This window comes from Streptomyces sp. NPDC005533 (genome assembly GCF_042871845.1).
Lineage (GTDB): Bacteria > Actinomycetota > Actinomycetes > Streptomycetales > Streptomycetaceae > Streptomyces.
Map to the genome: position 1 here is coordinate 41,568 of NZ_JBIAJH010000021.1, position 26,184 is coordinate 67,751.

Sequence of the window (26,184 nt, forward strand, 5' to 3'; positions counted from 1 at the left end):
GAAGCCCATGAGCGGTGTCATGAAGCGTATGGGGATGATCTTCCGCGCGAAGGCGAACAAGGCCCTTGACCGGGCCGAGGACCCGCGCGAAACCCTCGACTACTCGTACCAGAAGCAGCTGGAGCTGCTGCAGAAGGTGCGCCGCGGAGTCGCCGACGTGGCGACCTCCCGCAAGCGCCTGGAGCTGCAGCTGAACCAGCTCCAGGGGCAGTCCGCCAAGCTGGAGGACCAGGGCCGCAAGGCGCTCGCCCTCGGCCGCGAGGACCTGGCCCGCGAGGCCCTGTCCCGCCGCGCCTCGCTCCAGCAGCAGGTCAGCGACCTGGAGGTGCAGCACCAGACCCTGCAGGGCGAGGAGGAGAAGCTGACCCTCGCCGCCCAGCGGCTCCAGGCCAAGGTGGACGCCTTCCGGACGAAGAAGGAGACCATCAAGGCCACCTACACCGCGGCCCAGGCGCAGACCCGGATCGCCGAGTCCTTCTCCGGCATCTCCGAGGAGATGAGCGACGTCGGCCTGGCCATCCAGCGGGCCGAGGACAAGACCGCCCAGCTGCAGGCCCGGGCCGGCGCGATCGACGAGCTGCTGGCCTCCGGCGCGCTCGACGACCAGAGCGGGCTGGGCTCCAAGGACGACATCCAGGCCGAGCTGGACCGCCTGTCGGGCGGTACGGACGTGGAGCTGGAGCTCCAGCGCATGAAGGCCGAGCTGGCGGGCGGCCCGTCCGCGCAGCAGCAGGCCATCGAGGGCGGTGCCCAGGGCGGCGCCCAGCAGTCCCCCCAGACCCAGCACCGGTTCGACAAGCAGTAGGACGGGGCCCGTCATGATTGTCCGCATCATGGGGGAAGGTCAGGTGGAGCTGGCCGACAGCCACTTCGCCGAGCTCAACAAGCTGGACGACGAACTGCTCGCGGAGATGGAGAGCGGCGACTCGGAGGGCTTCCGGCGCACGCTGGACGCCCTGCTCGAAGCGGTACGGCGGCTGGGCCGGCCGCTCCCGGACGACGCGCTGGAGCCGTCCGAGCTGATCCTGCCCGGCGCCGACGCGAGCCTCGACGAGGTCAGGGAGATGCTCAGCGACAACGGCCTGATCCCGGGCTGAGTCCGCACGGCAGCCGGACGCACGCACCCACCGACACCGGACGTCACGACGGGCCCTTCCCCTCGGGGGGAGGGCCCGTCGCGGGTTCGCCCTCACTGCGGCGGCTTCTCCAGGGAGACGGCATTGCGCTCGGGGTCGGGGGTGCCGCCGATGAAGTTCTCGAACCTGCGGCGCGGCCGCGCCCAGCGCCGGTCGTGGTGGAAGGCGCGCAGCCCGGCCTTGGCACGGGCGCGCGGGCGGTTCGCGTAGAACCTCTTCGCGTACGGGGACCCGGGCCGGGCCAGCCGGATCGCCCCGACCAGCGCCACGAAGGGCACGATCACCCCGAAGAGCGCGGTGCGCGCCTTGCCCTTCCACAGGGCGATCAGGGCCAGGAAGAAGTTGAAGGCCGCGTTCATGGCGACCAGCCCGCGGCTCTGACGCTCCTCGGGGGTCAGGTCGTTGACCCCGAAGGGCACGAACCCGCCCAGCACGAGGGCGACCACCGCCGCCGTCACGACCACGATCTCCACGCTCTTGCGGCCCTGCTCGCTCCAGTAGACGTCGTCGAGGTGCAGGATCAGCGCGAACTCGTCCAGGACCAGGCCCGCACCCAGCCCGAAGATCACGGCCGAGAGCGCCCCGCCGAAGCCGTACCGGCCGGCGCCGACCGCGCCGAAACCGCCGATGATCACAAGGATCACGCCGGGGACGACGTGGTGGATGTGCAGACCGCCCGGGGTGACGTTCTTGAAGGGGCCGCGGCCGGCCCGGATCATCCGGGTGATCACACGGGTGACCAGGAACGACATCACGAAGGAGAGCAGGGCGAGGAGGAGGGGGAGCTTCCCCGGTTCGACGATGTTCCGATACCACCAGTGACCCATCCCACGGACTCCCTATTTGGCACGTAATGGGTAATTTACCGCTCGCGCCGAGGCGGTAGCGTTCCCGCCGATGACAGATTCGTTCGATGGCCCGCCCCTGACGCCGCCCCCGGAACGCGCCTCGTTCCCCGACGGCCTCCGCTTCGCCTTCGGCACGCTCACCGTGCTGCCCGCCCGCATCACCCGCTGGGACCGTCCCGCCGCCCGCACCGGAATGGCCTGCGCCCCGCTCGCCGGGCTGGTCGTGGGCGTGCTCGCGGCCGTCCCCGGAGTGCTCCTGCTGGTCCTCGGCGGGGGCCCGCTGCTCGCCGCGGCCGTCACCGTCGCCGTACCGGCCGCGCTGACCCGGGGGCTGCACCTCGACGGGCTCGCCGACACGGCGGACGGCCTGGGCAGCGCCAAACCGGCCGACGAGGCCCTGCGCATCATGAAGCAGTCCGACATCGGCCCCTTCGGCGTCGTGGCCCTGGTCATCGTGATGCTGGTGCAGGTGGCGGCCCTGTCCGAGGCGTACGCCGACAGCTGGATCCGCGGCGGCCTCGCCGCCGTGGTCGCCGCCGTGACGGCCCGCGTCGCCATGACCCTGGCCTGCCGCGAAGGCGTCCCGGGCGCCCGCCCCGGCGGGCTCGGCGCCGCCGTCGCCGAAGTGGTCCCGCGCCCCGTCGCCGCCGTGGTCGCCGCCCTCGCCGTCGCCGCGGCCGGGGCGGCCGCCCTTCCGCTGGGCCTGCCCGCCGCCGCCCGGTACGCGGCGGCGGTCCTGCTGGCCCTGCTCGCCGCGCAGCTCCTGCTCCGCCGCTGCGTACGCCGCTTCGACGGGGTCACCGGCGACGTCTTCGGCGCCCTGGCCGAGGTCGCGGCGACCACCGCCCTGATCGTCCTCGCCCTGGGCTGAGCCGGCGCCGGGCACCGGCGGCCGTCCGGTCCGACGGGACCCGTGCGCCCGGCCCGGGCCGGCCCGCGTACGCTCGCCCCGTGGACGACACGCCGACGGAACTGCCCGCCGCCGCGCCCATCCGGGTGCTGCTCGCCGACGACCAGGCGCTGCTGCGCAGCGCCTTCAAGGTGCTCGTCGACTCCGAACCCGACATGGAGGTCGTCGGCGAGGCCTCCGACGGGGCGCAGGCCTTCGAACTGGCCCGCCGCACCCGCGCCGACGTCGTCCTCATGGACATCCGGATGCCCGGCACCGACGGCCTCGCCGCCACCCGCATGATCAGCGCGGACCCGGAACTCGCCGCCGTGCGCGTGGTGATGCTGACGACCTTCGAGGTCGACGAGTACGTGGTCTCCGCGCTGCGGGCCGGCGCCTCCGGCTTCCTCGGCAAGGGCGCCGAGCCCGAGGAACTGCTGAGCGCCATCCGCATCGCCGCCGCCGGTGAGGCGCTGCTGTCCCCGGCCGCCACCAAGGGGCTCATCGCCACCTTCCTCGCCCAGGGCGGCGGCGCCGACCCGGCCGCCGCCGGGGCCTCGGCCGGGATGCACGCGCAGCGGCTCGCCGCGCTGACCGTCCGGGAGCGCGAGGTCCTCGTACACGTCGCGGCGGGGCTGTCCAACGACGGGATCGCCGGCCGGCTGGAGGTCAGCCCGCTCACCGTCAAGACCCACGTGAACCGGGCCATGGCCAAGCTCGGCGCGCGCGATCGGGCGCAATTGGTGGTCATTGCCTACGAATCGGGACTGGTCCGGCCCCGCGCGGAGGAGGGCGGGAGCAGTCGGCAGTAGTGCGGCGTACTACGGACGCGGTATGCCGCACATAAGGACGGCACCTGCGAGCGACGAAACGCACCCGGAGGATGGAACAGGGTGGGAGTGCCCTCGCGTTCGTCACTGCAGAGAGATCCCACAACCATGTCGTGGCTGTCCCGCTTCAGCCTTGCCCAAAGGGCGTTGGTCGGCCTCGTGTCGATCGTCGCGCTCCTCTTCGGCGCCATAGCCATCCCGCAGCTCAAGCAGCAGCTGCTGCCGTCCATCGAACTGCCGATGGTGTCCGTGCTCGCGCCGTACCAGGGCGCCTCGCCCGACGTGGTGGAGAAGCAGGTCGTCGAACCGATCGAAGCCATGCTCAAGGGCGTCGACGGGATCACCGGCATCACCTCCACCGCCAGCGAGGGCAACGCCCTCATCATGGCCACCTTCGACTACGGCGACAGCGGCACCAAGCAGCTCGTCGCCGACGTCCAGCAGGCCGTCAACCGGGCCCGCGTCCGGCTGCCCGCCGAGGTGGACCCCCAGGTGGTGGCCGGTTCCACCGACGACATCCCGACCGTCATCCTCGCCGTCACCTCCGACAAGGACCAGCAGGCGCTCGCCGACCAGCTGGAACGTTCCGTCGTCCCCGTCCTGTCGGACATCGAGGGCGTCGGCCAGGTCACCGTCGACGGCGTCCAGGACCTCCAGGTCACCGTCACCCCCGACGAGGCCCGGCTCGCGGCCGCCGGCCTCGACGGCGCCGCGCTCGCGCAGGGCCTCCAGGCGGGCGGCGCGGCCGTACCCGCCGGCTCCTTCGACGAGGCGGGCAAGAACCGCACCGTCCGGGTCGGCGCCGGCTACACCTCCCTCGCCCAGGTGGAGGAGCTGCGCCTGAGCCCCGGCCCCGGCAAGCCCGCCGTCCGCCTCGGCGACGTCGCCACCGTGAAGCAGGAGGCGGCCAAGGCCGACTCCCTCACCCGGACCAACGGCAAGCCGAGCCTCGCCCTCGTCCTCACCATGGACAAGGACGGCAGCGCCGTCGCCATCTCCGACGCCGTCAAGGACAAGCTCCCCGAGCTGCGTTCCACCCTCGGCGCCGGCGCGGACCTGACCGTCGTCAGCGACCAGGGCCCGGCCGTCGCCAAGTCCATCTCCAGCCTCACCACCGAGGGCCTGCTCGGCCTGCTCTTCGCGGTGATCGTGATCCTGGTGTTCCTGGCCTCGCTGCGCTCGACGCTGGTCACCGCGGTCTCCATCCCGCTGTCCGTGGTCCTCGCGCTCATCGTGCTGTGGACCCGCGACCTGTCGCTCAACATGCTGACCCTGGGCGCCCTCACCATCGCCATCGGCCGCGTCGTCGACGACTCGATCGTGGTCCTGGAGAACATCAAGCGCCACCTCGGCTACGGCGAGGAGCGCGAGGCCGCCATCATCACCGCAGTCAAGGAGGTCGCCGGCGCGGTCACCTCCTCCACGCTCACCACCGTCGCCGTCTTCCTGCCGATCGGCCTCGTCGGCGGCATGATCGGCGAGCTCTTCGGCTCCTTCTCGCTCACCGTCACCGCGGCCCTGCTGGCCTCGCTGCTCGTCTCCCTGACGGTCGTGCCGGTGCTCTCGTACTGGTTCCTCAGCGCGCCCGAGGGCGTCACCGCGGGGGACGCCGAGAGCGCGGCCGAGGCCCGGCGCGAGGCCGAGGAGAAGGAGGCGCGCAGCCGCCTGCAGAAGTTCTACGTACGGGTCCTCGGCTTCGCCACCCGGCGCCGCCTGACCAGTGTGGCCATCGCCGTGGTCGTCCTCCTCGGCACCTTCGGGATGACCCCGATGCTGAAGACCAACTTCTTCGACCAGGGCGAGCAGGACGTCCTGACGGTCAAGCAGGAGCTCGCCCCCGGCACCTCGCTGGCCGCCTCCGACGAGGCGAGCCGCAAGATCGAGAAGGTGCTGGCCTCGGTCGAGGGCGTCAGGAGCTACCAGGTCACCGTCGGCTCCTCCGGCTTCCTCGCGGCCTTCGGCGGCGGCACGGGCTCCAACCAGGCCTCGTACCAGGTCTCGCTGAAGGACGCGGGTGACGGGGAGGCCGTGAAGAAGCAGATCGAGGACCGGCTCGCCGCGCTCGACGGCATCGGCGACACCCGCATCTCGGCGGGCGACGCCTTCGGCAGCCAGAACCTCAGCGTGGTCGTCAAGGCCGGTGACGGCGAGGTCCTCGCCAAGGCCGCCGAGCAGGTCCGCGCCGAGGTGGCGAAGCTGGACGACGTCACCGACGTGCAGAGCGACCTGTCCCAGTCCGTGCCCCGGATCTCCGTGACCGCCACCCCCAAGGCGGCGGAAGCCGGCCTGAACCAGGCCGCGCTCGGCGCACTCGTCGGGCAGGCCGTACGGGGCAACCCGGCGGGCAAGGCCGTACTGGACGACACCGAGCGGGACATCGTCATCAAGTCCGCGCAGCCGGCCACCACCCTGGCCGAACTGCAGGCGCTCCCCGTCGGCCCCCTCAAGCTCGGTGACATCGCCGAGGTCAAGGAGGTCGCCGGCCCGGTCGCGATGACCCGGATCGACGGCGCCCGCGCCGCGACCATCACCGCGAGGCCGCAGGGCGACAACACGGGCGCGGTCAGCGCCGAGCTCCAGACGAAGCTCAAGGCCCTGGACCTCCCGGAGGGCGCCACCGCCTCCATCGGCGGTGTCTCCGAGGACCAGGACGAGGCCTTCGGCTCGCTCGCCCTGGCCATGCTCGCGGCCATCGCGATCGTGTTCATGCTGCTGGTCGCGACCTTCCGCTCGCTGGTCCAGCCGCTGATCCTGCTGGTCTCCATCCCGTTCGCGGCGACCGGCGCGCTCGGCCTGCTGCTCGTCACCGGCACCCCGATGGGCGTCCCGGCGATGATCGGCATGCTGATGCTCATCGGCATCGTGGTGACCAACGCGATCGTCCTCATCGACCTGGTCAACCAGTACCGCGCCCAGGGCCTGGGCGTCGTCGAGGCGGTCGTCGAGGGCGGCCGGCACCGCCTGCGCCCGATCCTGATGACGGCCCTGGCGACGATCTTCGCGCTGCTCCCGATGGCGCTGGGCGTCACCGGCGAGGGCGGCTTCATCTCGCAGCCGCTCGCGGTCGTGGTGATCGGCGGCCTGGTCAGCTCGACCCTGCTCACCCTGCTCCTGGTGCCGACCCTCTACACGATGGTCGAGCTCCGCAAGGAGCGCCGCCGCGAGAAGAAGCGTGCGCGCCTGACGGCGGTCCCGACCCCGCAGGAGTCCGCGGACGAGACGGACGGCGAGCCCGCGAAGGTCTGACGGCGGGCGCGGGCCCTCCGGGGCCCGCGCCTGGTCGCCGGCCTGGTCGCCGAACGGAACGCGGAAGGGGCGCCCCCGGCTGGGGGCGCCCCTTCGGCGTTCCGGCGCGACGGCTACGGGAGCGCGAGCATCCGCTCCAGCGCGAGCTTCGCGAAGCTCTCCGTCTCCTTGTCGACCTGGATCTGGTTGACGAGGGTCCCCTCGGCCAGCGACTCCAGGGTCCACACCAGGTGCGGGAGGTCGATGCGGTTCATCGTCGAGCAGAAGCAGACCGTCTTGTCGAGGAAGACGACCTCCTTGTCCTCCGCGGCGAATCGATTCGCCAGGCGGCGGACCAGGTTCAGCTCGGTGCCGATGGCCCACTTGGAGCCGGCCGGGGCCGCCTCCAGCGCCTTGATGATGTACTCCGTCGAGCCGACGTAGTCCGCGGCCGCCACGACCTCGTGCTTGCACTCGGGGTGGACCAGGACATTCACGCCGGGGATGCGGGCGCGGACATCGTTGACCGAGTCGACCGAGAACCGCCCGTGCACCGAGCAGTGCCCGCGCCACAGGATCATCTTGGCGTTGCGCAGCTGCTCGGCGGTCAGGCCGCCGTTCGGCTTGTGCGGGTTGTACAGCACGCAGTCGTCCAGGGACATGCCCATGTCGCGGACGGCGGTGTTGCGGCCCAGGTGCTGGTCCGGCAGGAAGAGCACCTTCTCGCCCTGCTCGAAGGCCCACTCCAGGGCCTTCTTCGCGTTGGACGAGGTACAGATCGTGCCGCCGTGCTTGCCCGTGAAGGCCTTGATGTCGGCGGAGGAGTTCATGTACGAGACGGGCACCGTCGTACCGGCGACGCCGGCCTCGGTCAGCACGTCCCAGCACTCCGCGACCTGCTCGGCGGTGGCCATGTCGGCCATCGAGCAGCCGGCGGCCAGGTCCGGCAGGACCACCTTCTGGTCGTCCGAGGTGAGGATGTCCGCGGACTCGGCCATGAAGTGCACGCCGCAGAAGACGATGTACTCGGCCTCCGGCTTGGCGGCCGCGTCCTTGGCCAGCTTGAAGGAGTCGCCGGTGACGTCCGCGAACTCGATGACCTCGTCACGCTGGTAGTGGTGGCCGAGGATGAAGACCTTGTCCCCGAGCTTCTCCTTGGCCGCGCGGGCCCGTTCCACGAGGTTCGGGTCCGAGGGCGAGGGCAGGTCGCCGGGGCACTCCACCCCGCGCTCGCTCTTGGGGTCGGCCTCACGGCCGAGCAGCAGCAGGGCAAGGGGCGTCGGCTGGACGTCCAACGGCTGGGCGGTGGTCACGACACGCACCCTTTCTGTTCTGCGACAAGGGACTTCTGGATCATCGCTTCGACTTCTCGTCTACTTGACGTTATCTATCATAACCGCTTCACGTCAGTTTGACGATGCCGATAGTGTCAATGTGACGCATCAGCCCTCGATTCGTCGGACCCGGCCCCGCGCGCGGTGTGCGAGCATGGAATATCTGAAACAAGCGTCGGGTCCCGGAATGAATCCGCGGTCCCGCTCGTTGCCACCGACGGCAAGAGTCCGACGTTTCCCCGTCTCCGGCGGGGAGCCGCCCACTTCGGGAGTGAATGCAGATGTCCGTACAGGACGACAAGACCACCGTGAGCGACGGCATCCTCCTGTCCGACGCCGCCGCCGAAAAGGTCAGGACCCTCCTGGAGCAGGAAGGCCGCGATGACCTGGCGCTCCGCGTCGCCGTCCAGCCCGGCGGCTGCTCCGGCCTGCGCTACCAGCTCTTCTTCGACGAGCGCTCCCTCGACGGCGACGTCGTGAAGGACTTCGACGGTGTGAAGGTCGTCACGGACCGGATGAGCTCTCCGTACCTCCACGGCGCGTCCATCGACTTCGTCGACACCATCGAGAAGCAGGGCTTCACGATCGACAACCCGAACGCCACGGGTTCCTGCGCCTGCGGCGACTCGTTCAGCTAAGCCTGAACCCCGCACGTCCGACGAGGGCCCGCCTCCGGTCACATCGACCGGAGGCGGGCCCTCGCCGTATGCCCGAAGCGCCGTGGCCCCGCAGACCTGACGGCTATTGCCGGGGGAGCGGCTTGCCCGTGGTCGCGTCGAGCACCTTCCGGTCACCCAGCGGCTGCTCCAGCGTGGCCGTCAGGGACATCTCCTGCGCGAGCATGATGCACGCCTGACCCGGCTTGTTCGGGGTGTCCGTGATCTTCACCAGGACCGACTCGGCCGACTCGCGCGCCTCCAGGGCGTAGGTGCTGCACACGCTGCCCCAGAAGTTCACGGTCAGCTTCCGGTCGGCCTGCGCGTACGAGAACCCGGGCACCGTACGACCGTCCTTCGGAGCGGGCGTGCTCTGCTCGGCGCCGGCCGGCTGGGCCACCGTGTGGGCGGGCGCGCCGCCGCGGCCCGCCACCTCGAAGAGCCAGGCCGGGACCAGGCCCCGCGCGCCGTTCACCGTGCCCGGGGCCAGCCCGAGCACCGCGCCCTGCACCGTCTCCGTCCGCGGCGGCTTCATCGGCCGCGGCTCCGGGTTGCACGGCACCGTGTCGGTGGCCGCCACCGGGGCGTCCGGTGCCAGCGGGACCGCGCTGGCGCAGCCGCTGGGGTCGGGGGCGGCGCCCTCCCGGCCGCCCGACTTCGCGTTCAGCCGGGCCAGCGCCTCCACGGCCCCCACCACCGGCTGCTCGGCCGCCCGCACCGGCGCCTTCAGCTCGCCGCTGCCGCCCGCGACCGTGCCGTCGCCGGCCACGCTGACCTTCGTGGACCAGCCCTGCGTGGGCAGCCCGCCGACCACCGGATCGGCGCTCACCACCCGCACGGAACCCTGGGTGAGCCGGGCGTCGAGCTTCGCCCCGTCCTGCCCCGCGGCGGCCAGTACGGGGGCCGCGGCGGCCTTGGCGGCCTCCTCGGACACCGGCTTGGCCGTCGCCTCGGGTCGGCCCGCTCCCGGGACCGTGCCGGCGCCGTCCCGCGGGACGGCTGCCGGACCGCAGGTGTCCTTGCCGCGGGCGCAGTCGTCCCCGGTGCCGTTGGTCGGCGCCTGGAAGCGGGAGAAGTTCCACGTCCCCGGGGCCGTACGGCTGACCGTGAGCCGGGGGCCGGACCCGTCGGCGGCCTCCCCGGACAGCCAGACGTCCCCGGCGAGCCGCGGCTCGCCCGCGATGCCGAGGGCCGCGGCTAGCCGGGCCACCTCCGCCGAGGTGACCTCGCCCGAGGCGGCGAAGGCCGGCGCGGAGGCCGGGCCCTCCGGGAGTCGCACGTCGGTTCGGTAGACGACCCCCTCGCCGGACGGATCGGGCTCGCCCGGCGCGATGCCCGGGCCCGAGGGATCTCCCGCGTCGCGCGGCGCGGCCGCCGCGCTGTCACCCGTACGGTGGCCCGGCCCGCCGTCGCCGTGGGCGCTGGACGCCCAGTACGCGGTGCCGCCTCCCGCGAGCAGGACCGCGGCCGCGATCGAGCCGACGGCCCAGGCCGGCCGCCGTCGTGTGCCGCGTGATGTGTCGGGTTCTTCGCTGGTCACCGCATCGCTCCTTCTCCGGTCCCGCAGTGTCTGATGCGGGTGTGACGGAACAGGGGCGAAACCGGTTCCCGTCCCCCTACTGGTCCCCGTACGCCGCGGTGGAGGCGATCAGCCGCGCCGAGGCCGGCGGGACGCTGATCCCGTGGATCTGCGAGGGGGCCACCCGGGCCGGCCGGGGGTCCGCCGGGACCGCCCAGTGCGGGGCCATCCGGGCGCAGTCGCCGAGCAGCCGGGTGAGGCCGGGCTGCCGGGGGGCTTCCGTGCCGCGCTTGTCCGCGTTGTACTCGCCGTAGCCGAAACCATCGGTATAGGTCATGAAGGCACCGTAGACATCGGGGCTCTCGCGAAGAAAGAGCTACTAAGGGGTAGTTTCTGGGGTTCGGCCTGGGGTCGCTCACCGGGTAGTTTTGACTGTCCCCGCCGTCCTCAGCAGGAGCGTCCACGCCGTGCGCATTGCAGTCACCGGCTCCATCGCCACCGACCACCTCATGACCTTCCCCGGCCGATTCGCCGACCAGCTGGTCGCCGACCAGCTGCACACGGTCTCCCTCTCCTTCCTCGTCGACAACCTCGACGTGCGCCGGGGCGGTGTCGGCCCGAACATCTGCTTCGGCATGGGGCAGCTCGGCAGCCGCCCGATCCTCGTCGGAGCCGCCGGATCCGACTTCGACGAGTACCGCGCCTGGCTGGACCGGCACGGCGTCGACACCGAGTCCGTCCGGATCTCCGAGGTGCTGCACACCGCGCGCTTCGTGTGCACCACGGACTCCGACCACAACCAGATCGGCTCCTTCTACACGGGCGCGATGAGCGAGGCCCGCCTGATCGAGCTGAAGTCCGTGGCCGACCGGGTCGGCGGACTGGACCTGGTCCTCATCGGCGCCGACGACCCCGAGGCGATGCTGCGCCACACGGAGGAGTGCCGGACGCGGGGGATCCCCTTCGCCGCCGACTTCTCGCAGCAGATCGCCCGCATGGACGGCGACAACATCCGCACCCTGATGGAGGGCGCGACCTTCCTCTTCTCGAACGAGTACGAGAAGGGCCTCATCGAGTCGAAGTCGGGCTGGACGGACGCGGAGATCCTCGCCAAGGTCGGCACGCGCGTCACCACGCTCGGCTCCAACGGAGTCAGGATCGAGCGGGTCGGCGAGGCCCCGATCGTGGTCGGCTGCCCGGAGGAGACCGCGAAGGTCGACCCGACGGGTGTCGGAGACGCGTTCCGCGCCGGGTTCCTGACGGGGCTGGCCTGGGGCGTGGGCCTGGAGCGGGCGGCGCAGGTCGGCTGCATGCTCGCGACCCTCGTCATCGAGACGCTCGGCACCCAGGAGTACACGCTGGCCCGCGCCCACTTCATGGAGCGCTTCACGAAGGCCTACGGCGAAGAGGCCGCGACCGAGGTCCGCGCCCACCTGGCCTGACCCGCCCACCTGGCCTGACCCGCCCGGCGGCGCCGAGCCCGTGCGCGGCGCCGCTGCCGGGGCTCCGCCGCCGCCCCACGGCCTCGTCGGCGCTCGATGCGCGGGTCCGGGCGGAGCCCGGGTCAGGTCAGGCGGCGGACCGTGTAGGCCGTGCCGGTGGGGCGGGGGGCCTCGCCCAGGTAGGCGTGGCCCCGCATCGCGCACCACGCCGGGATGTCCAGCCGGGCCACCTCGTCGTCGGAGACGACCGTGACCGTGCCGCCCACCGGTACCCGGAAAATGGCCCGGGCCAGTTCGATCACCGGCTGCGGGCACCGCAGGCCGAGCGCGTCGAGCTCCAGGGTGTCCGCCTCCGGCTCCACCGCCGGGGGGTGCGAGACGCCGAGCCGCTCCCGTACGCCCGCCACCGCACCCGGCAGCACCTCCAGGAACGCGTTGACCTCCTCCGCCGTGGTCCCCGGCGGCAGGGACACCCGTACGTTCCCCTCCGAGAGCACGCCCATCGCCCGCAGCACGTGACTGGGGGTCAGCGTGGAGCTCGTGCACGAGGAGCCCGAGGACACGGAGAAGCCCGCCCGGTCCAGCTCGTGCAGCAGGCTCTCCCCGTCGACGTACAGGCAGGAGAAGGTGACCAGGTGCGGCAGCCTCCGCTCCGCGTCGCCGACCACCTCCACGTCCGGGACCAGCCGCACCACCCGCCGCCGGACGCGGTCCACCAGGATCCGCAGCCGGGCCGCCTCCGCGTCGGCTTCGGCCCGTACGGCCCGCAGCGACGCCGCCGCCGCCACGATCGCGGGGAGGTTCGCGTACCCGGGGGAGCGCCCCGACTCCCGCTCGTCCGAGGGGTGTTGGGGGGCGAACCGGACCCCCTTGCGGACCGCCAGCAGGCCGACCCCGGGCGGGCCGCCCCATTTGTGGGCGCTCGCGGCCAGCACCGACCAGCCACCCTCCACCGGGCCCCAGCCCAGCGACTGCGCCGCGTCCACCAGCAGCGGCACCCCGGCCGCCGCGCAGACCTCGGCCACCTCCGCCACCGGCTGGACCGTGCCCACCTCGTGATTGGCCGACTGGAGGCAGGCGAGGGCGGTCGTCGGGAGGAGCGCGTCCGCGTAGCCGGCCGCGGTCACCGCGCCGTACCGGTCCACCGGGACCTCGGTCAGCGTCCCGCCGTGCGCCTCGTGCGCCGCCGCCGCGTGCAGGACAGAACTGTGTTCGACCGCCGACACGACCAGATGGCCCCCGACGCGCCGGCGCCCCGCGAGGGCCCCCGCCACTCCCGTGTGAACCGCGTGCGTTCCCGAAGGAGTGAACACGAGCTCGTCGGGGCGACATCCCACCGCCTCCGCCGCGGCCTCCCGCGCCGCGTCCAGCAACAGCCGGGCGCGCCTGCCCTCCCGGTACAGCCTGGCCGGATCGGCCCAGCCCTCGTCCAGGGAGGCCTGCAACGCCTGCCGGGCCACGGGGTGCAGGGGGGCGGCGGACGCGCTGTCGAAGTACGGCATCCGGCCACCGTAAGGCAAGGTGGTGACTCCGGGAGCGTTCGAGGTCAGGGGGCGTCAGTTGTGCCCCGGAGCCCGCCATTCAGGGCCATTCGCACCGTCCCCCGGACGGCGGATCCATCCCTTCGGGGGCTGTAGCGGCGCGTTGGGCACCCTCCCCGCGCGACCCCAAATAGCGTCCAGTAGGGTTTGGTCCGCATAAACATCCAAACCCCTGCCTGCGTCAGGGCCGGCGACCGACCCGAACACGGCCGCGGCCGGCCGCGCGGGCCGAGACTCTCGGGAAGGCGCTACGTGAGTCCCTACGGCTCCGACCGCTCGCCGCGGCGCCCGATGCGGCGGAAGCTGCTGCAGGCGCTGACTGCGGGCGTGGTCCTGGCGACCGCCACTGGTTGCTCGTATACATGGAAAGACTTCCCCCGCCTCGGAATGCCGACTCCGGTAACCGAGGAGGCGCCGCGCATCCTCTCCCTGTGGCAGGGATCCTGGGCGGCCGCGCTCGTCACGGGCATCCTGGTCTGGGGCCTGATCATCTGGAGCGTCATCTTCCACCGGCGCAGCCGGACGAAGGTGGAGGTCCCCCCGCAGACCCGGTACAACATGCCCATCGAGGCGCTGTACACCGTGGTCCCGCTCATCATCGTCTCGGTGCTCTTCTACTTCACCGCGCGTGACGAGTCGAAGCTGCTCGCCCTCTCCAAGCCGGCGCACACGATCAACGTGATCGGCTTCCAGTGGAGCTGGGGCTTCAACTACGTCGAGAACGTCGACGGCGACCCGGCGAGCCCGAAGGCGGGCGAGGTTCCCAAGGAGCTCGCCACGATCCCGGACCGCTTCACGAAGGACTTCCCGGCGGGCGCCGAGGGCGTCTACGAGAAGGGCGTCCCGGGCGACCGGAACCCCCAGACGGGCAACCCGGGCCCGACCCTCGTCCTGCCCAAGGGCGAGAAGGTCCGCTTCATCCTGTCGTCCAACGACGTCATCCACTCCTTCTGGGTGGTCCCCTTCCTGTTCAAGCAGGACGTCATCCCGGGCCACACCAACGTCTTCGAGGTCACCCCGAGCCAAGAGGGCACCTTCATGGGCAAGTGCGCCGAGCTCTGCGGCGTCGACCACTCCCGGATGCTCTTCAACGTCAAGGTGGTCTCGCCCGAGAAGTACCAGGCGTACCTGAAGGAGCTGGCCGAGAAGGGCCAGACCGGCTTCCTGCCCGCCGGCATCCAGCAGACCGACCCGGCCCGGAATGCGGAAGTGAACAAACTGTGAGCATCCTCAACGAATCCCAGGGTGCCGCCGCAGCTGACTCGTACGAGAACGAGCTGCCGGTGCGGCGCAAGCAGCCGGGCAACGTGGTCGTGAAGTGGCTCACCACCACCGACCACAAGACCATCGGCACGATGTACCTGCTGACGTCGTTCGTGTTCTTCATCATCGGCGGTCTGCTGGCGCTCTTCATGCGCGCCGAGCTGGCCCGTCCGGGTACGCAGATCATGTCGAACGAGCAGTTCAACCAGGCGTTCACCATGCATGGCACGATCATGCTGCTGATGTTCGCCACCCCGCTCTTCGCGGGCTTCGCGAACTGGATCATGCCGCTGCAGATCGGCGCGCCCGACGTGGCGTTCCCGCGGCTGAACATGTTCGCGTACTGGCTGTACCTCTTCGGCTCGACCATCGCGGTGGCCGGCTTCGTGACGCCGAACGGCGCCGCCGACTTCGGCTGGTTCGCCTACTCCCCGCTGTCGGACGCGGTCCGCTCGCCGGGCATCGGCGCCGACATGTGGATCATGGGTCTGGCCTTCTCCGGCTTCGGCACGATCCTCGGCTCGGTCAACTTCATCACCACGATCATCTGCATGCGCGCACCCGGCATGACGATGTTCCGCATGCCGATCTTCACCTGGAACGTGCTGCTGACCGGTGTCCTGGTTCTGCTCGCCTTCCCGGTGCTGGCCGCCGCGCTGTTCGCGCTGGAGGCCGACCGCAAGTTCGGTTCGCATGTGTTCGATGCCGCGAACGGCGGCGCATTGCTATGGCAACACCTCTTCTGGTTCTTCGGACATCCAGAGGTGTACATCATCGCGTTGCCGTTCTTCGGAATCGTTTCCGAGATCATTCCGGTCTTCTCGCGCAAGCCGATGTTCGGTTACATCGGTCTGATCGCCGCGACGATCGCGATCGCCGGCCTCTCGGTGACCGTGTGGGCCCACCACATGTACGTCACCGGCGGTGTACTGCTGCCGTTCTTCTCCTTCATGACCTTCCTGATCGCGGTACCGACCGGTGTGAAGTTCTTCAACTGGATCGGCACCATGTGGAAGGGCTCGCTGTCCTTCGAGACCCCGATGCTCTGGACGATCGGCTTCCTGGTCACCTTCACCTTCGGTGGTCTGACCGGCGTCATCCTGGCCTCGCCCCCGATGGACTTCCACGTCTCCGACTCGTACTTCGTCGTCGCGCACTTCCACTACGTCGTCTTCGGCACCGTGGTCTTCGCGATGTTCGCCGGCTTCCACTTCTGGTGGCCGAAGTTCACGGGCAAGATGCTGGACGAGCGCCTCGGCAAGATCACCTTCTGGACGCTGTTCATCGGCTTCCACGGCACGTTCCTGGTGCAGCACTGGCTGGGCGCCGAGGGCATGCCGCGTCGTTACGCGGACTACCTCGCGGCCGACGGCTTCACCACGCTGAACACGATCTCCACGATCAGCTCCTTCCTGCTCGGCATGTCGATGCTTCCGTTCATGTACAACGTCTGGAAGACCGCCAAGTACGGCAAGAAGGTCGAGGTCGACGACCCGTGGGGTTACGGCCGTTCGCTCGAGTGGGCGACCTCCTGCCCGCCGCCGCGGCACAACTTCCTCACCCTGCCGCGGATCCGCTCCGAGTCCCCGGCCTTCGACCTGCACCACCCGGAGATCGCGGCCCTCGACCACCTCGAGGACCACATCGCCGGCGGCACCGCGGCGCTCACCGGTGACAAGGAGGCCGGCAAGTGAAGATCCAGGGCAAGATGTTCCTCTGGCTCTCCTTCTTCATCCTGATCATGGCCGTCGTGTACGGCGTGTGGTCGAAGGAGCCCGTCGGCACCACCGCGCTCTTCCTCGCCTTCGGCCTGAGCGTCATGATCGGCTACTACCTGGCCTTCACGGCCAAGCGCGTCGACGAGATGGCCCAGGACAACCTGGAGGCCGACGTCGCCGACGAGGCCGGCGAGCTGGGGTTCTTCTCCCCGCACAGCTGGCAGCCGCTCTCGCTGGCCATCGGTGGCGCGCTCGCCTTCATGGGCGTCGTCTTCGGCTGGTGGCTGATGTACTTCTCGGCCCCGATCATCGTGATCGGCCTGTGGGGCTGGGTGTACGAGTACTACCGCGGTGAGAACGCGAACCAGTAGCAGCACCCCGCGCGGCGGCGCCGCGTGAGCACACCCGGGGCCCGGACACCTCTTCGGAGGAGTCCGGGCCCCTCGTTTGCAGTCACCCCGCGCGCCGTAATTGTCATATCTTCATAGCGTTGGCTCCATGAAGCACTCACCGCGTCTTTGGACGGTACTCAGCTGCTCCCTGCTGGTCGCGTCCCTCGGGGCCGGCGCCACCGCATGCGGGTCCGGCGACAAGAACCCGCTGTCAGCCCGCCCGTACGACGCGGGCGATCGGATCGCCTTCAACCAGACCCCGGGCAAGCGCCCCGTGGACCCCGACAAGCCCCTCGAAATCACCGCCAAGCCCGGGGGCGGCCGGATCACCGACGTGCTCGCCGTGGACACCCACGGCCGCCGCCTGGCGGGCGAGCTGAGCGCCAAGGGCGACCGCTGGCACAGCACCGTCCCGATGGCCTCAGGAGTCCGCTACACGGTCACCGTGAGCACCGAGGACGAGCGGGGCGCTCCGGGGCAGCGCACGCTGACGTTCGACACCACCCCGTCCAAGGGGGTCCTCAAGGTCGAATTCGGCCCGGAGGAGGGCAAATACGGCGTCGGACAGCCCCTCACGGCCGAGCTCAGCGAGCCGGTCAAGGACAAGGCGGCCCGCGCCATCGTGGAACGGGGCCTGATCGTCGACGCCCCGGCCGGCGTCGAGGGCGCCTGGCACTGGGTGGACGACAAGAACCTCCACTACCGGCCCAAGGACTACTGGCCCGCCCACTCCACCGTCTCCGTACGGAGCAACCTGGAGGGCATCAGGATCACCGACGAGCTCCACGGGGTCGCGGCCAAGCCCGTCAAGCTGGAGATCGGGGACCGGGTCGAGGTCACCACCGACGCCTCCTCGCACTACCTCACGTTCCGGCGCAACGGAGAAGTGATCAACACCATCCCGGTGACCACCGGAAAGCCCGGGTTCTCCACCCGCAACGGGGTCAAGGTGGTGCTGGGCAAGCAGTACTTCGTCCAGATGCGCGGCGACACCGTGGGCATCGGCGGCAGCGAGTACTACAACCTGCCCGTCTACTACGCCACCCGCGTCACCTGGAGTGGTGAATACGTCCACGCCGCGCCGTGGTCCGTCGGCTCCCAGGGCTACGAGAACGTCAGTCACGGATGCACCGGCATGAGCACCGGCAACGCCGCCTGGTTCTACGAGAACATCACCGAGGGCGACATCGTCAAGGTGATCAACAGCATCGGCGACGACATGGACGTCTTCGGCAACGGCTTCGGCGACTGGAACATGGACTGGAAGGACTGGCGCCAGGGCAGCGCGCTGCTCAAGGGCACCGAGGAAGGCCGCCACCCCATGGACCAGGCCCGCCTGCGTCCCACCGTCTGACGCGAGCACCTGTGCGGGCCCACGGTCACCCGTGGGCCCGCAGGCGCACCGTCAGGCGGCCGAGGAGGACAGACGGGAGCGCAGCACGCCCGCCAGGGCCTCCGCGAACTCCACCGGGTCCACCGGAAGGGTCACCGCGGCGTCCGCGCGGCTCCACGTGGCCAGCCAGGCGTCCTGGGGGCGCCCCATCAGCAGCAGCACCGGCGGACACCGGAAGATCTCGTCCTTGATCTGCCGGCACACGCCCATGCCCCCGGCCGGGACCGCCTCGCCGTCGAGCACGCACGCGTCGATGCCGCCCGCGTCCAGCTGCGTCAGCACCGCCGGCAGCGTCGCGCACTCCACGAACTCCACCGGCGGCAGGTCCGCGGCGGGCCGGCGTCCGGCCGCCAGCCGCACCTGCTCCCGGGTGCCCGCGTCGTCGCTGTAGACCAGAACCCGCGCAGTCGCCCGCATTTCGTTCCTCCACGTGTCCCGTGAATCACGTTGCTGTTGCGCGGGATGCTACTCCTCCCGATGCGCTGTCAACATCGCTTCGGACATGTGCACGGGACATCCCACCGGGGCGATCTGATGGGCCGTTCGGGCCTTGCACACGCCCCTGACACTCCGAACGGCACCCCCCGGGGTGAGGGCGGGATAAGCGACCGACATAATGTCGGTCGTGGCGACAGCAACGACAGTAGATACCGGGCACGCGCACCCGACGGTCAACCGGCCGAACCTCGTCAGCGTCGGAACCATCATCTGGTTGAGTTCCGAGCTGATGTTCTTCGCGGCCCTCTTCGCGATGTACTTCACCCTGCGATCCGTGACGGGAACCGAGTACTGGACAGAGCAGGCTTCGGCCTTGAATCTGCCCTTCTCGGCGACGAACACGACGATCCTGGTGCTTTCCTCGCTCACCTGCCAGCTCGGCGTATTCGCCGCCGAGCGCGGTGACGTGAAGAAGCTCCGGACGTGGTTCATCATCACGTTCGTCATGGGTGCGATCTTCATTGGCGGCCAGGTGTTCGAGTACACCGAGCTGGTCAAGCACGAGGGCATGAGCCTCTCGTCCGGTCCGTACGGCTCGGTCTTCTACCTGACCACCGGCTTCCACGGTCTGCACGTGACGGGCGGCCTCATCGCCTTCCTGCTGGTCCTCGGCCGGACGTACGCGGCCAAGAGGTTCACCCACGAACAGGCCACGTCGGCCATCGTCGTGTCCTACTACTGGCACTTCGTCGATGTCGTCTGGATCGGCCTCTTCGCCACGATCTACCTGATCAAGTAGCGAACACGTCACCGGGCAAGACCCGGCACTCCATCCAGACACACCGACGCAGAAGATCCTGACACCGGGGTAATCCGTGAAAAAGCTCTCCGCACGACGACGCCATCCGCTGGCGGCGGTCGTCGTTCTACTCCTCGCGCTGGCGGCCACTGGGGGGCTGTACGCCGCCTTTGCTCCCGCGGGCAAGGCGCAGGCCGATGAAACCGCCCAGTCCCTCGCCATCGAGGAGGGCAAGAAGCTCTACGCCGTGGGTTGCGCAAGCTGCCACGGAACCGGCGGTCAGGGTTCCTCTGACGGCCCGAGCCTGGTCGGCGTCGGCTCCGCGGCCGTCGACTTCCAGGTGAGCACGGGCCGCATGCCCGCCCAGCAGCCCGGCGCCCAGGTGCCGAAGAAGCCCGTCATCTACACCCAGGCGCAGATCGACCAGCTGGCGGCGTACGTCGCGTCCCTCGGCGCCGGTCCGATCACGCCGACCGCAAAGCAGTACGACCCGGCAGGTGCCGACATCGCCAAGGGTGGTGAGCTGTTCCGCAACAACTGCGCGCAGTGCCACAACTTCACCGGTGAAGGCGGCGCGCTGACGAACGGGAAGTACGCCCCCAACCTCGAGGGCGTCGACCCGAAGCACATCTACGAGGCCATGCTGACCGGCCCGCAGAACATGCCCTCCTTCCCGGACCAGACCATGCCGGAGCAGCAGAAGAAGGACATCATCGCGTACCTCCAGAACGTGAACGGTGAGAAGTCGACCAGCCCCGGTGGTCTCAAGCTCGGTGGCCTCGGCCCCGTCTCCGAGGGTCTGTTCGGCTGGATCTTCGCTCTGGGTGCGCTGATCGCTGTCGCCGTCTGGGTCGCGGCCCACACCGCTAAGGCCAAGAAGTCATGAGTAGCCAAGAGATTCCCGAAGAGAAGCACCTGCCGAGCGAGCAGGGCGACGCGCACCACGGTGCCGTAGCGGTCGCGGACGATCCGTTCGCCGACCCGGGCCTGCCGGTCCACAAGCCCCGCATCCAGGACATCGACGAGCGGGCGGCGAAGCGCTCCGAGCGCACCGTCGCGATGCTGTTCACGCTGTCGATGCTGGCCACGATCGGCTTCATCGCGTCCTACGTGATCTTCCCGGTCGAGAAGATCGTCTACATCTTCCCCATCGGCAAGGTCAGCGCGCTGAACTTCGCCCTGGGCATGACGCTGGGCACGGCCCTCTTCTGCATCGGCGCGGGCGCGGTCCACTGGGCCCGCACCCTGATGTCCGACGTGGAGGTCGCCGCCGAGCGCCACGAGATCGCCGCTCCGCCGGAGGTCAAGGCGCAGGTCCTGCAGGACTTCCGCGACGGTGCGAACGAGTCCGGCATCGGACGCCGGCCCCTGATCCGCAACACGATGCTCGGTGCGCTGGCGATGCTGCCGCTCTCCGCCGTCATGATCATGCGCGACCTGGGCCCGCTGCCCGAGCAGAAGCTGCGCAAGACCGTGTGGGCCAAGGGCAAGCTGCTCATCAACGACAACACGAACGAGCCGCTGCGTCCCGAGGACGTGCTCGTCGGGTCGCTGACCTTCGCCAGGCCGGAAGGCCTGGAGGAGGAGCAGCACGACTTCCAGGTCCAGATCGCCAAGGCCGCCCTGATGATCGTCCGTATCCAGCCGGACGACATCAAGGACAAGCAGGAGCTGGAGTGGTCCCACGACGGGATCGTCGCCTACTCCAAGATCTGCACCCACGTCGGCTGCCCGATCAGCCTGTACGAGCAGCAGACGCACCACGTGCTCTGCCCGTGCCACCAGTCCACCTTCGACCTCTCCGACGGCGCCCGTGTCATCTTCGGCCCGGCCGGTCACGCGCTTCCGCAGCTGCGGATCGGCGTGAATGACGAAGGCTTCCTCGAAGCGCTCGGCGACTTCGAAGAGCCCGTCGGTCCTGCATTCTGGGAGCGCGGATGAGCACCAGCCAGAACACCGAGCGCAAGGCGCCGGCCGGCGAGCGCGTAGCCGACTGGGCGGACGGCCGCCTGGGCATCTACGGCCTGGCCAAGGCCAACATGCGCAAGATCTTCCCGGACCACTGGTCCTTCATGCTGGGTGAGATCTGCCTCTACAGCTTCATCATCATCATCCTCACGGGTGTGTACCTGACGCTGTTCTTCCACCCGAGCATGAACGAGGTCGTGTACCACGGCTCGTACGTGCCGATGCAGGGCGTCATGATGTCCGAGGCCTTCGCCTCGACGCTCGACATCAGCTTCGACGTCCGCGGTGGCCTGCTGATCCGTCAGATCCACCACTGGGCGGCGCTGATCTTCGTCGCGGCCATGGTCGTGCACATGATGCGCGTCTTCTTCACCGGCGCGTTCCGCAAGCCGCGTGAGGTCAACTGGATCTTCGGCTTCCTGCTGCTGGTCCTCGGCATGTTCACCGGCTTCACCGGTTACTCGCTGCCGGACGACCTGCTCTCGGGTACCGGTGTCCGCTTCATGCAGGGCGCCATCCTGTCCGTCCCGGTCGTCGGCACGTACCTGTCGATGTTCCTGTTCGGCGGGGAGTTCCCGGGCGGCGACTTCGTCGCGCGGTTCTACTCGGTGCACATCCTGCTGCTGCCCGGCATCATGATGGGCCTGCTCGTGGCCCACCTGATCCTGGTCTTCTACCACAAGCACACCCAGTTCGCGGGTCCCGGCAAGACGAACAACAACGTCGTCGGCATGCCGCTGCTGCCGGTCTACATGGCCAAGGCCGGAGGCTTCTTCTTCCTGGTCTTCGGTGTCATCGCGGCCGTCGCGGCCCTCGCCTCGATCAACCCGATCTGGGCGCTCGGCCCGTACCGCCCGGACCACGTGTCCACCGGTGCGCAGCCCGACTGGTACATGGGCATGCCGGAAGGCCTGATCCGTGCCATGCCCGGCTGGGAGATCAACCTGTGGGGCCACACGCTCGTCCTGGGCGTGTTCATCCCGCTGCTGCTCTTCCCGCTGGTGCTCGGTGCGATCGCCGTCTGGCCGTTCATCGAGTCCTGGGTCACCGGCGACAAGCGCGAGCACCACATCCTGGACCGCCCGCGCAACGTCCCGACCCGTACGGCCTTCGGTGTCGCCTGGATCGCGGAGTACATCGTGCTCCTCATCGGCGGTGGCAACGACATGTTCGCCCAGTACTTCCACCTGTCGATCAACTCGATCACCTGGTTCGTCCGGATCGGCTTCTTCGTCGTCCCGGTCCTCGCCTTCATCATCACCAAGCGGTTCTGCCTCGGCCTCCAGCGCCGGGACCACGACAAGGTGCTGCACGGTCGCGAGACCGGCATCATCAAGCGTCTGCCGCACGGTGAGTTCGTCGAGGTCCACGAGCCGCTCCCGGCGGGTCAGCTGCACAAGCTCACCGCGCACGAGCAGTACAAGCCGATCGAGATCGGCCCGACGGTCGACGAGAACGGTGTCGAGCGCAAGGTGAAGGCCACGGAGAAGCTCCGCGCGAAGCTCAGCAAGGGCTTCTACGCCGAGAACAACCAGATTCCGAAGCCCACGGTGGAGGAGTACAAGGAGATCCAGGCCGGCCACGGCCACCACTGATCCCCTGCACGACCGCATGAGGGACTGATTCAGGTCAGTTCCGGTGTCGCCACGGCGAGAGCCCCGTCCAGTGTCCGGACGGGGCTCTTTGCCGTCTCCCGGGCTGGATAGGCTGGAGCCCTTCCCATTCGACGTGGAAACCTTGACAAGCAGCAGGAGCGGACCATGAACGTTGTGACCCCGGCAGGCGGCGACAGCGTGGCGGCCCGTGGCTGGCCGGGCGTCCTCGACGCTCTGCTGACCGGCCAGGACCTGCGCGCCGACGACACCGCCTGGGCCATGGACCGCATCATGCGGGGGGAGGCCACCGACGCCCAGATCGCCGGCTTCACCGTCGCGCTGCGGGCGAAGGGGGAGACGGTCGCGGAGATCAACGGTCTCGTACGGGCCATGTACGAGCACGCCAACCTGATCGAGGTGCCGGGCCGCACCGTGGACATCGTCGGCACGGGCGGCGACGGGGCCAAGACGGTGAACATCTCGACGATGTCGGCGGTCGTGGTGGCCGGAACCGGTGCCAAGGTCGTCAAGCACGGCAACCGGGCCGCCTCCTCCGCGAGCGGCTCCTCGGACGTCCTGGAAAAGCTCGGGGTCAACCTCAACCTGAGCCGGGAGCGGGTCGTTGAGGTCGCCGAGGAGGCCGGCATCACCTTCTGCTTCGCGGTGAAGTTCCACCCGGCACTGCGCCATGTGGCCGCGGCCCGCAAGGAACTGGGCATCCGGACCTTCTTCAACGCGCTGGGCCCGCTGACCAACCCGGCCCGGGTGCGTTCCCAGGCGACCGGCGTGGCCGACCCGAGGATGGCCCCGATCATCGCGGGCGTCCTCGCCGAGCGGGGTTCGTCCGCGCTGGTCTTCCGCGGTGACGACGGCCTGGACGAGCTGACCACGACGGCCACCTCGCGCGTCTGGTGGGTCCGCGACGGCGAGGTCTCCGAGCAGTCCTTCGACCCCCGCGACATCGGCATCGACCTGGTCGAGGTCTCGGCCCTGTCCGGCGGCGACCCCTCGTACAACGCGGACGTGGCCCGCCGCCTGCTGGCCGGAGAGACCGGCCCGGTCCGCGAAGCCGTACTGCTGAACTCGGCGGCGGCCCTGGTCGCCCTGGACCCCGGCACGGGCACGCTGGAAGAGCAGCTCGCCGCCGGTCTGGTGCGCGCGGCGGAGTCCATCGACTCGGGCGCCGCGCGCGCGGCGCTGGAGCGCTGGGTGGCGGCGAGCAACGCCTGACCCCCCATCGGCCGAATCGCGCCAAGGCCCCGGTCCACGATGCGGACCGGGGTCTTGCGCGCGGGGGATCTTGTGGCAGGATGCTGACCAGGTCACGAGTGACAGCGTTTAGGCCCCGGCTTGCTGTCCGGCAACCCTCCTTCCGTGGCGGGGTGCCCCGGGTGATGACCAGGTCGTAGGCAGCAAGGCCTACGGCAAGCGCGGATCCCTCGACACCAGGGGTCCTGGTCTTCTCGAGGAGCGTTTTCCGTGAGCAAGCGAATGCGATAGGGCGACTCCGCCCCTACTTCACCCCTCGGATCAGGGTCACTTCCGTGTACCCCCGCCGACCGTTGCGGTCCGGCCCGAGGGCTCTCCCGTATCCCGGACGGCCGCACGGCCGTACCCGCGTACGGGCACTTTCGAAGCCATTCAGCCCTGCCTGCCGGGAGATACCGCCATGTCCGCATTCCTGAACGCCGCCGCCACCTCCGTCGCCACCGCCGACACCGCCGCGGGCCCCGCCTGTGCCGAGCCGCTGCCGGTGCTCGGCCGGGACGTCACCGTCCCGCTCGTCACCGGCGGCGAGGTCACCTACGCGGCCCTGGACTACGCCGCCAGTGCCCCGGCGCTCCAGCGGGTCTGGGACGACGTGGCCGCCTACGCCCCGTACTACGGCAGCGTGCACCGCGGCGCCGGGTACCTCTCGCAGCTCTCCACCGACCTCTTCGAGCAGAGCCGGGTCACGGTCGCCGAGTTCCTCGACTGCCGCCCCTCGGACCAGGTGGTCTTCACCCGGTCCACCACCGACTCGCTGAACCTGCTCGCCGCCGTGCTCCCCGCCGACTGCCAGGTCTTCGTCTTCGAGACCGAGCACCACGCTTCGCTGCTGCCCTGGACGAACGCGCAGGTCACCTACCTCAACGCGCCCCGCACCCCCGGCCAGGCCGTCGCCACCCTGGAGCGGGCCCTCGCCGACAGGGAGCCGTACGGACCGGCCCTGGTCTGCGTCACCGGCGCCTCCAACGTCACCGGTGAACTGTGGCCGGTGAAGGAACTCGCCGCCGCCGCGCACGCCCACGGCGCGCGGATCGTCCTGGACGCCGCCCAGCTGGCCCCGCACCACCCCGTCTCGGTCCAGGACCTGGACGTGGACTGGGTCGCCTTCTCCGGACACAAGCTCTACGCGCCCTTCGGTTCGGGCGTGCTCGCCGGCCGCGCGGACTGGCTCCAGCGGGCCGAGCCGTACCTGGCGGGCGGCGGCGCCTCCCGCAAGGTGGCCCGGCGCGAGGACGGCGGCGTGGACGTCGAGTGGCACACCACGGCCGCCCGCCACGAGGCCGGCTCCCCGAACGTCATCGGCGTCTACTCCATCGCCTCCGCCTGCAAGGCCCTGACCGAGGCGGGCTTCGACGGCCTCGTCGCCCGCGAGCGCCACCTCATCGCCACGGTCCGCGAAGGCCTGGCGGAGGTCCCGGCGGTCCGCGTCCTGTCGCTCTTCGGTGACGACGCCCCGCGCGTGGGCGTCATCTCCTTCGTGGTGGACGGCTGGAACAGCTCCCACTTCGCCGCCGCCCTGTCCGCGGAGTACGGGATCGGCGTCCGCGACGGCCTGTTCTGCGCCCACCCGCTGGTCCGCACCCTGCTCGGCAGCGAGCCGCAGGCGCAGGGCGAATGCGGGGCCCCGGAGGCCGCACCGGGGGAGCGCTCCCTGAACGCGATCCGCGTCAGCTTCGGCGCGGGCACCCCCGACGAGCACGTCGAGCGCTTCGTCCGCGCGGTGAAGGAGCTCGTCGCGGACGGCGCGAAGTGGCAGTACCGCACGGAGGAAGGCCGCTGCGTCCCGGCGGTGTGACCTGCGGTCGGCTCGGCGGGGTGGGGTGGTGCCCCGGCGGAGTGTCTCCTCGTCGTCGCGCCTGCGGGCATCGCTGCGACGGGTGAGGGCGGTTGCGCGCTCCTCCTGCGGGGACACTCCACCGTGTCCCCACC

General features: G+C 70.2%; 23 protein-coding genes and 1 riboswitch. Of the genes, 17 read left to right on the forward strand and 6 right to left on the reverse strand.

Features of this window, described 5'->3' with window-relative positions:
- Positions 1–7: 7 nt before the first annotated feature.
- Together ACFYP3_RS21750 and ACFYP3_RS21755 are read left to right on the forward strand one after the other, a co-directional pair.
- Positions 8–805 carry a PspA/IM30 family protein gene (locus tag ACFYP3_RS21750; RefSeq protein ID WP_382994115.1) on the forward strand — a complete coding sequence of 266 codons (798 nt, stop codon included), beginning with the start codon at positions 8–10 and terminating at the stop codon, positions 803–805.
- A gap of 13 nt (positions 806–818) precedes the next feature.
- Positions 819–1,097 carry a hypothetical protein gene (locus tag ACFYP3_RS21755; RefSeq protein ID WP_388834911.1) on the forward strand — a complete coding sequence of 93 codons (279 nt, stop codon included), beginning with the start codon at positions 819–821 and terminating at the stop codon, positions 1,095–1,097.
- 92 nt (positions 1,098–1,189) lie between these two features.
- Here the strand turns inward: ACFYP3_RS21755 and ACFYP3_RS21760 are convergent, their stop codons facing one another.
- Entirely contained in the window at positions 1,190–1,963 is a 774-nt protein-coding gene (locus ACFYP3_RS21760; RefSeq protein ID WP_362857469.1) for a hypothetical protein, read from the reverse strand.
- A 70-nt stretch (positions 1,964–2,033) separates the two neighbouring features.
- On the opposite strand from ACFYP3_RS21760, the gene cobS reads away from it, so the two are divergent.
- From cobS to ACFYP3_RS21775, 3 genes are all read left to right on the forward strand, one after another.
- The gene (gene cobS, locus ACFYP3_RS21765; RefSeq protein ID WP_388834914.1) at positions 2,034–2,855 is read left to right on the forward strand and encodes an adenosylcobinamide-GDP ribazoletransferase; all 822 of its coding nucleotides are present in this window, start codon (positions 2,034–2,036) and stop codon (positions 2,853–2,855) included.
- Positions 2,856–2,935: 80 nt separating this feature from the next.
- Positions 2,936–3,685 carry a response regulator gene (locus tag ACFYP3_RS21770; RefSeq protein WP_388834917.1) on the forward strand — a complete coding sequence of 250 codons (750 nt, stop codon included), beginning with the start codon at positions 2,936–2,938 and terminating at the stop codon, positions 3,683–3,685.
- Between the two features lie 126 nt (positions 3,686–3,811).
- Positions 3,812–6,949, forward strand: coding sequence for an efflux RND transporter permease subunit (locus ACFYP3_RS21775; protein ID WP_388834920.1), 3,138 nt, complete (start codon positions 3,812–3,814; stop codon positions 6,947–6,949).
- Positions 6,950–7,062: 113 nt separating this feature from the next.
- On the opposite strand, the gene nadA is transcribed toward ACFYP3_RS21775, so the two are convergent.
- Positions 7,063–8,250, reverse strand: coding sequence for a quinolinate synthase NadA (nadA, locus tag ACFYP3_RS21780; protein WP_388834923.1), 1,188 nt, complete (start codon positions 8,248–8,250; stop codon positions 7,063–7,065).
- Between the two features lie 293 nt (positions 8,251–8,543).
- Here nadA and erpA point away from each other — a divergent pair, with 293 nt between their 5' ends.
- Positions 8,544–8,900, forward strand: coding sequence for an iron-sulfur cluster insertion protein ErpA (gene erpA / locus ACFYP3_RS21785; RefSeq protein ID WP_030010511.1), 357 nt, complete (start codon positions 8,544–8,546; stop codon positions 8,898–8,900).
- Positions 8,901–9,003: 103 nt separating this feature from the next.
- Here erpA and ACFYP3_RS21790 read toward each other — a convergent pair whose 3' ends face one another.
- Both ACFYP3_RS21790 and ACFYP3_RS21795 read right to left on the reverse strand, forming a co-directional pair.
- Positions 9,004–10,458, reverse strand: a complete 1,455-nt coding sequence (locus ACFYP3_RS21790) for a hypothetical protein (RefSeq protein WP_388834928.1) — start codon at positions 10,456–10,458, stop codon at positions 9,004–9,006.
- Between the two features lie 76 nt (positions 10,459–10,534).
- Positions 10,535–10,774: a hypothetical protein gene (locus ACFYP3_RS21795; protein WP_388834931.1), complete on the reverse strand. Its 240-nt coding sequence runs from the start codon at positions 10,772–10,774 to the stop codon at positions 10,535–10,537.
- A 130-nt stretch (positions 10,775–10,904) separates the two neighbouring features.
- Between ACFYP3_RS21795 and ACFYP3_RS21800 the strand changes: the two genes are divergently transcribed.
- Entirely contained in the window at positions 10,905–11,879 is a 975-nt protein-coding gene (locus ACFYP3_RS21800) for a carbohydrate kinase family protein (RefSeq protein ID WP_388834934.1), read from the forward strand.
- 122 nt (positions 11,880–12,001) lie between these two features.
- On the opposite strand, the gene ACFYP3_RS21805 is transcribed toward ACFYP3_RS21800, so the two are convergent.
- Positions 12,002–13,381, reverse strand: coding sequence for a cysteine desulfurase/sulfurtransferase TusA family protein (locus ACFYP3_RS21805; RefSeq protein ID WP_388834937.1), 1,380 nt, complete (start codon positions 13,379–13,381; stop codon positions 12,002–12,004).
- 291 nt (positions 13,382–13,672) lie between these two features.
- Between ACFYP3_RS21805 and coxB the strand changes: the two genes are divergently transcribed.
- The 4 genes from coxB (at position 13,673) to ACFYP3_RS21825 (ending at position 18,147) form a co-directional block, all read left to right on the forward strand.
- Positions 13,673–14,644: a cytochrome c oxidase subunit II gene (gene coxB / locus ACFYP3_RS21810; protein ID WP_388834940.1), complete on the forward strand. Its 972-nt coding sequence runs from the start codon at positions 13,673–13,675 to the stop codon at positions 14,642–14,644.
- Positions 14,641–16,377: a cytochrome c oxidase subunit I gene (gene ctaD, locus ACFYP3_RS21815; RefSeq protein ID WP_388834943.1), complete on the forward strand. Its 1,737-nt coding sequence runs from the start codon at positions 14,641–14,643 to the stop codon at positions 16,375–16,377. The genes coxB and ctaD overlap by 4 nt, the downstream gene beginning before the upstream one ends.
- A complete protein-coding gene (locus ACFYP3_RS21820) occupies positions 16,374–16,772 on the forward strand; it encodes a cytochrome c oxidase subunit 4 (RefSeq protein ID WP_388834946.1) in 399 nt (132 codons plus the stop codon). The genes ctaD and ACFYP3_RS21820 overlap by 4 nt, the downstream gene beginning before the upstream one ends.
- Before the next feature lie 127 nt (positions 16,773–16,899).
- Positions 16,900–18,147, forward strand: coding sequence for an Ig-like domain-containing protein (locus ACFYP3_RS21825; protein WP_388834949.1), 1,248 nt, complete (start codon positions 16,900–16,902; stop codon positions 18,145–18,147).
- Positions 18,148–18,198: 51 nt separating this feature from the next.
- On the opposite strand, the gene ACFYP3_RS21830 is transcribed toward ACFYP3_RS21825, so the two are convergent.
- Positions 18,199–18,603, reverse strand: coding sequence for a hypothetical protein (locus ACFYP3_RS21830; RefSeq protein ID WP_365478563.1), 405 nt, complete (start codon positions 18,601–18,603; stop codon positions 18,199–18,201).
- Positions 18,604–18,802: 199 nt separating this feature from the next.
- On the opposite strand from ACFYP3_RS21830, the gene ACFYP3_RS21835 reads away from it, so the two are divergent.
- From ACFYP3_RS21835 to ACFYP3_RS21860, 6 genes are all read left to right on the forward strand, one after another.
- Positions 18,803–19,423: a heme-copper oxidase subunit III gene (locus tag ACFYP3_RS21835; RefSeq protein ID WP_179172919.1), complete on the forward strand. Its 621-nt coding sequence runs from the start codon at positions 18,803–18,805 to the stop codon at positions 19,421–19,423.
- Between the two features lie 76 nt (positions 19,424–19,499).
- Positions 19,500–20,309, forward strand: coding sequence for a c-type cytochrome (locus tag ACFYP3_RS21840; protein WP_388834954.1), 810 nt, complete (start codon positions 19,500–19,502; stop codon positions 20,307–20,309).
- Positions 20,306–21,364 carry a Rieske 2Fe-2S domain-containing protein gene (locus ACFYP3_RS21845; RefSeq protein ID WP_388834957.1) on the forward strand — a complete coding sequence of 353 codons (1,059 nt, stop codon included), beginning with the start codon at positions 20,306–20,308 and terminating at the stop codon, positions 21,362–21,364. Before ACFYP3_RS21840 ends, ACFYP3_RS21845 begins: the two co-directional genes overlap by 4 nt.
- Positions 21,361–22,986, forward strand: a complete 1,626-nt coding sequence (locus tag ACFYP3_RS21850) for a cytochrome bc complex cytochrome b subunit (protein ID WP_388834960.1) — start codon at positions 21,361–21,363, stop codon at positions 22,984–22,986. Before ACFYP3_RS21845 ends, ACFYP3_RS21850 begins: the two co-directional genes overlap by 4 nt.
- A 165-nt stretch (positions 22,987–23,151) precedes the next feature.
- Entirely contained in the window at positions 23,152–24,216 is a 1,065-nt protein-coding gene (gene trpD, locus ACFYP3_RS21855; protein ID WP_388834963.1) for an anthranilate phosphoribosyltransferase, read from the forward strand.
- Positions 24,217–24,306: 90 nt separating this feature from the next.
- Positions 24,307–24,423: riboswitch (SAM riboswitch) on the forward strand.
- A gap of 232 nt (positions 24,424–24,655) precedes the next feature.
- Positions 24,656–26,050, forward strand: a complete 1,395-nt coding sequence (locus tag ACFYP3_RS21860; protein ID WP_388834966.1) for an aminotransferase class V-fold PLP-dependent enzyme — start codon at positions 24,656–24,658, stop codon at positions 26,048–26,050.
- Positions 26,051–26,184: the final 134 nt, after the last annotated feature.

Bases quoted from the DNA above. Each gene is read 5' to 3' on its own strand.
- ACFYP3_RS21805 (WP_388834937.1), bottom strand. From the start codon at position 13,381: ATGCCGTACTTCGACAGCGCGTCCGCCGCCCCCCTGCACCCCGTGGCC.
- ACFYP3_RS21760 (WP_362857469.1), bottom strand. From the start codon at position 1,963: ATGGGTCACTGGTGGTATCGGAACATCGTCGAACCGGGGAAGCTCCCC.
- ACFYP3_RS21755 (WP_388834911.1), top strand. From the start codon at position 819: ATGATTGTCCGCATCATGGGGGAAGGTCAGGTGGAGCTGGCCGACAGC.
- ACFYP3_RS21825 (WP_388834949.1), top strand. From the start codon at position 16,900: ATGAAGCACTCACCGCGTCTTTGGACGGTACTCAGCTGCTCCCTGCTG.
- cobS (WP_388834914.1), top strand. From the start codon at position 2,034: ATGACAGATTCGTTCGATGGCCCGCCCCTGACGCCGCCCCCGGAACGC.
- ACFYP3_RS21835 (WP_179172919.1), top strand. From the start codon at position 18,803: ATGTCGGTCGTGGCGACAGCAACGACAGTAGATACCGGGCACGCGCAC.
- ACFYP3_RS21795 (WP_388834931.1), bottom strand. From the start codon at position 10,774: ATGACCTATACCGATGGTTTCGGCTACGGCGAGTACAACGCGGACAAG.
- ACFYP3_RS21860 (WP_388834966.1), top strand. From the start codon at position 24,656: ATGTCCGCATTCCTGAACGCCGCCGCCACCTCCGTCGCCACCGCCGAC.
- ACFYP3_RS21845 (WP_388834957.1), top strand. From the start codon at position 20,306: ATGAGTAGCCAAGAGATTCCCGAAGAGAAGCACCTGCCGAGCGAGCAG.
- ACFYP3_RS21830 (WP_365478563.1), bottom strand. From the start codon at position 18,603: ATGCGGGCGACTGCGCGGGTTCTGGTCTACAGCGACGACGCGGGCACC.
- trpD (WP_388834963.1), top strand. From the start codon at position 23,152: ATGAACGTTGTGACCCCGGCAGGCGGCGACAGCGTGGCGGCCCGTGGC.
- erpA (WP_030010511.1), top strand. From the start codon at position 8,544: ATGTCCGTACAGGACGACAAGACCACCGTGAGCGACGGCATCCTCCTG.
- ACFYP3_RS21775 (WP_388834920.1), top strand. From the start codon at position 3,812: ATGTCGTGGCTGTCCCGCTTCAGCCTTGCCCAAAGGGCGTTGGTCGGC.
- ACFYP3_RS21750 (WP_382994115.1), top strand. From the start codon at position 8: ATGAGCGGTGTCATGAAGCGTATGGGGATGATCTTCCGCGCGAAGGCG.
- ACFYP3_RS21850 (WP_388834960.1), top strand. From the start codon at position 21,361: ATGAGCACCAGCCAGAACACCGAGCGCAAGGCGCCGGCCGGCGAGCGC.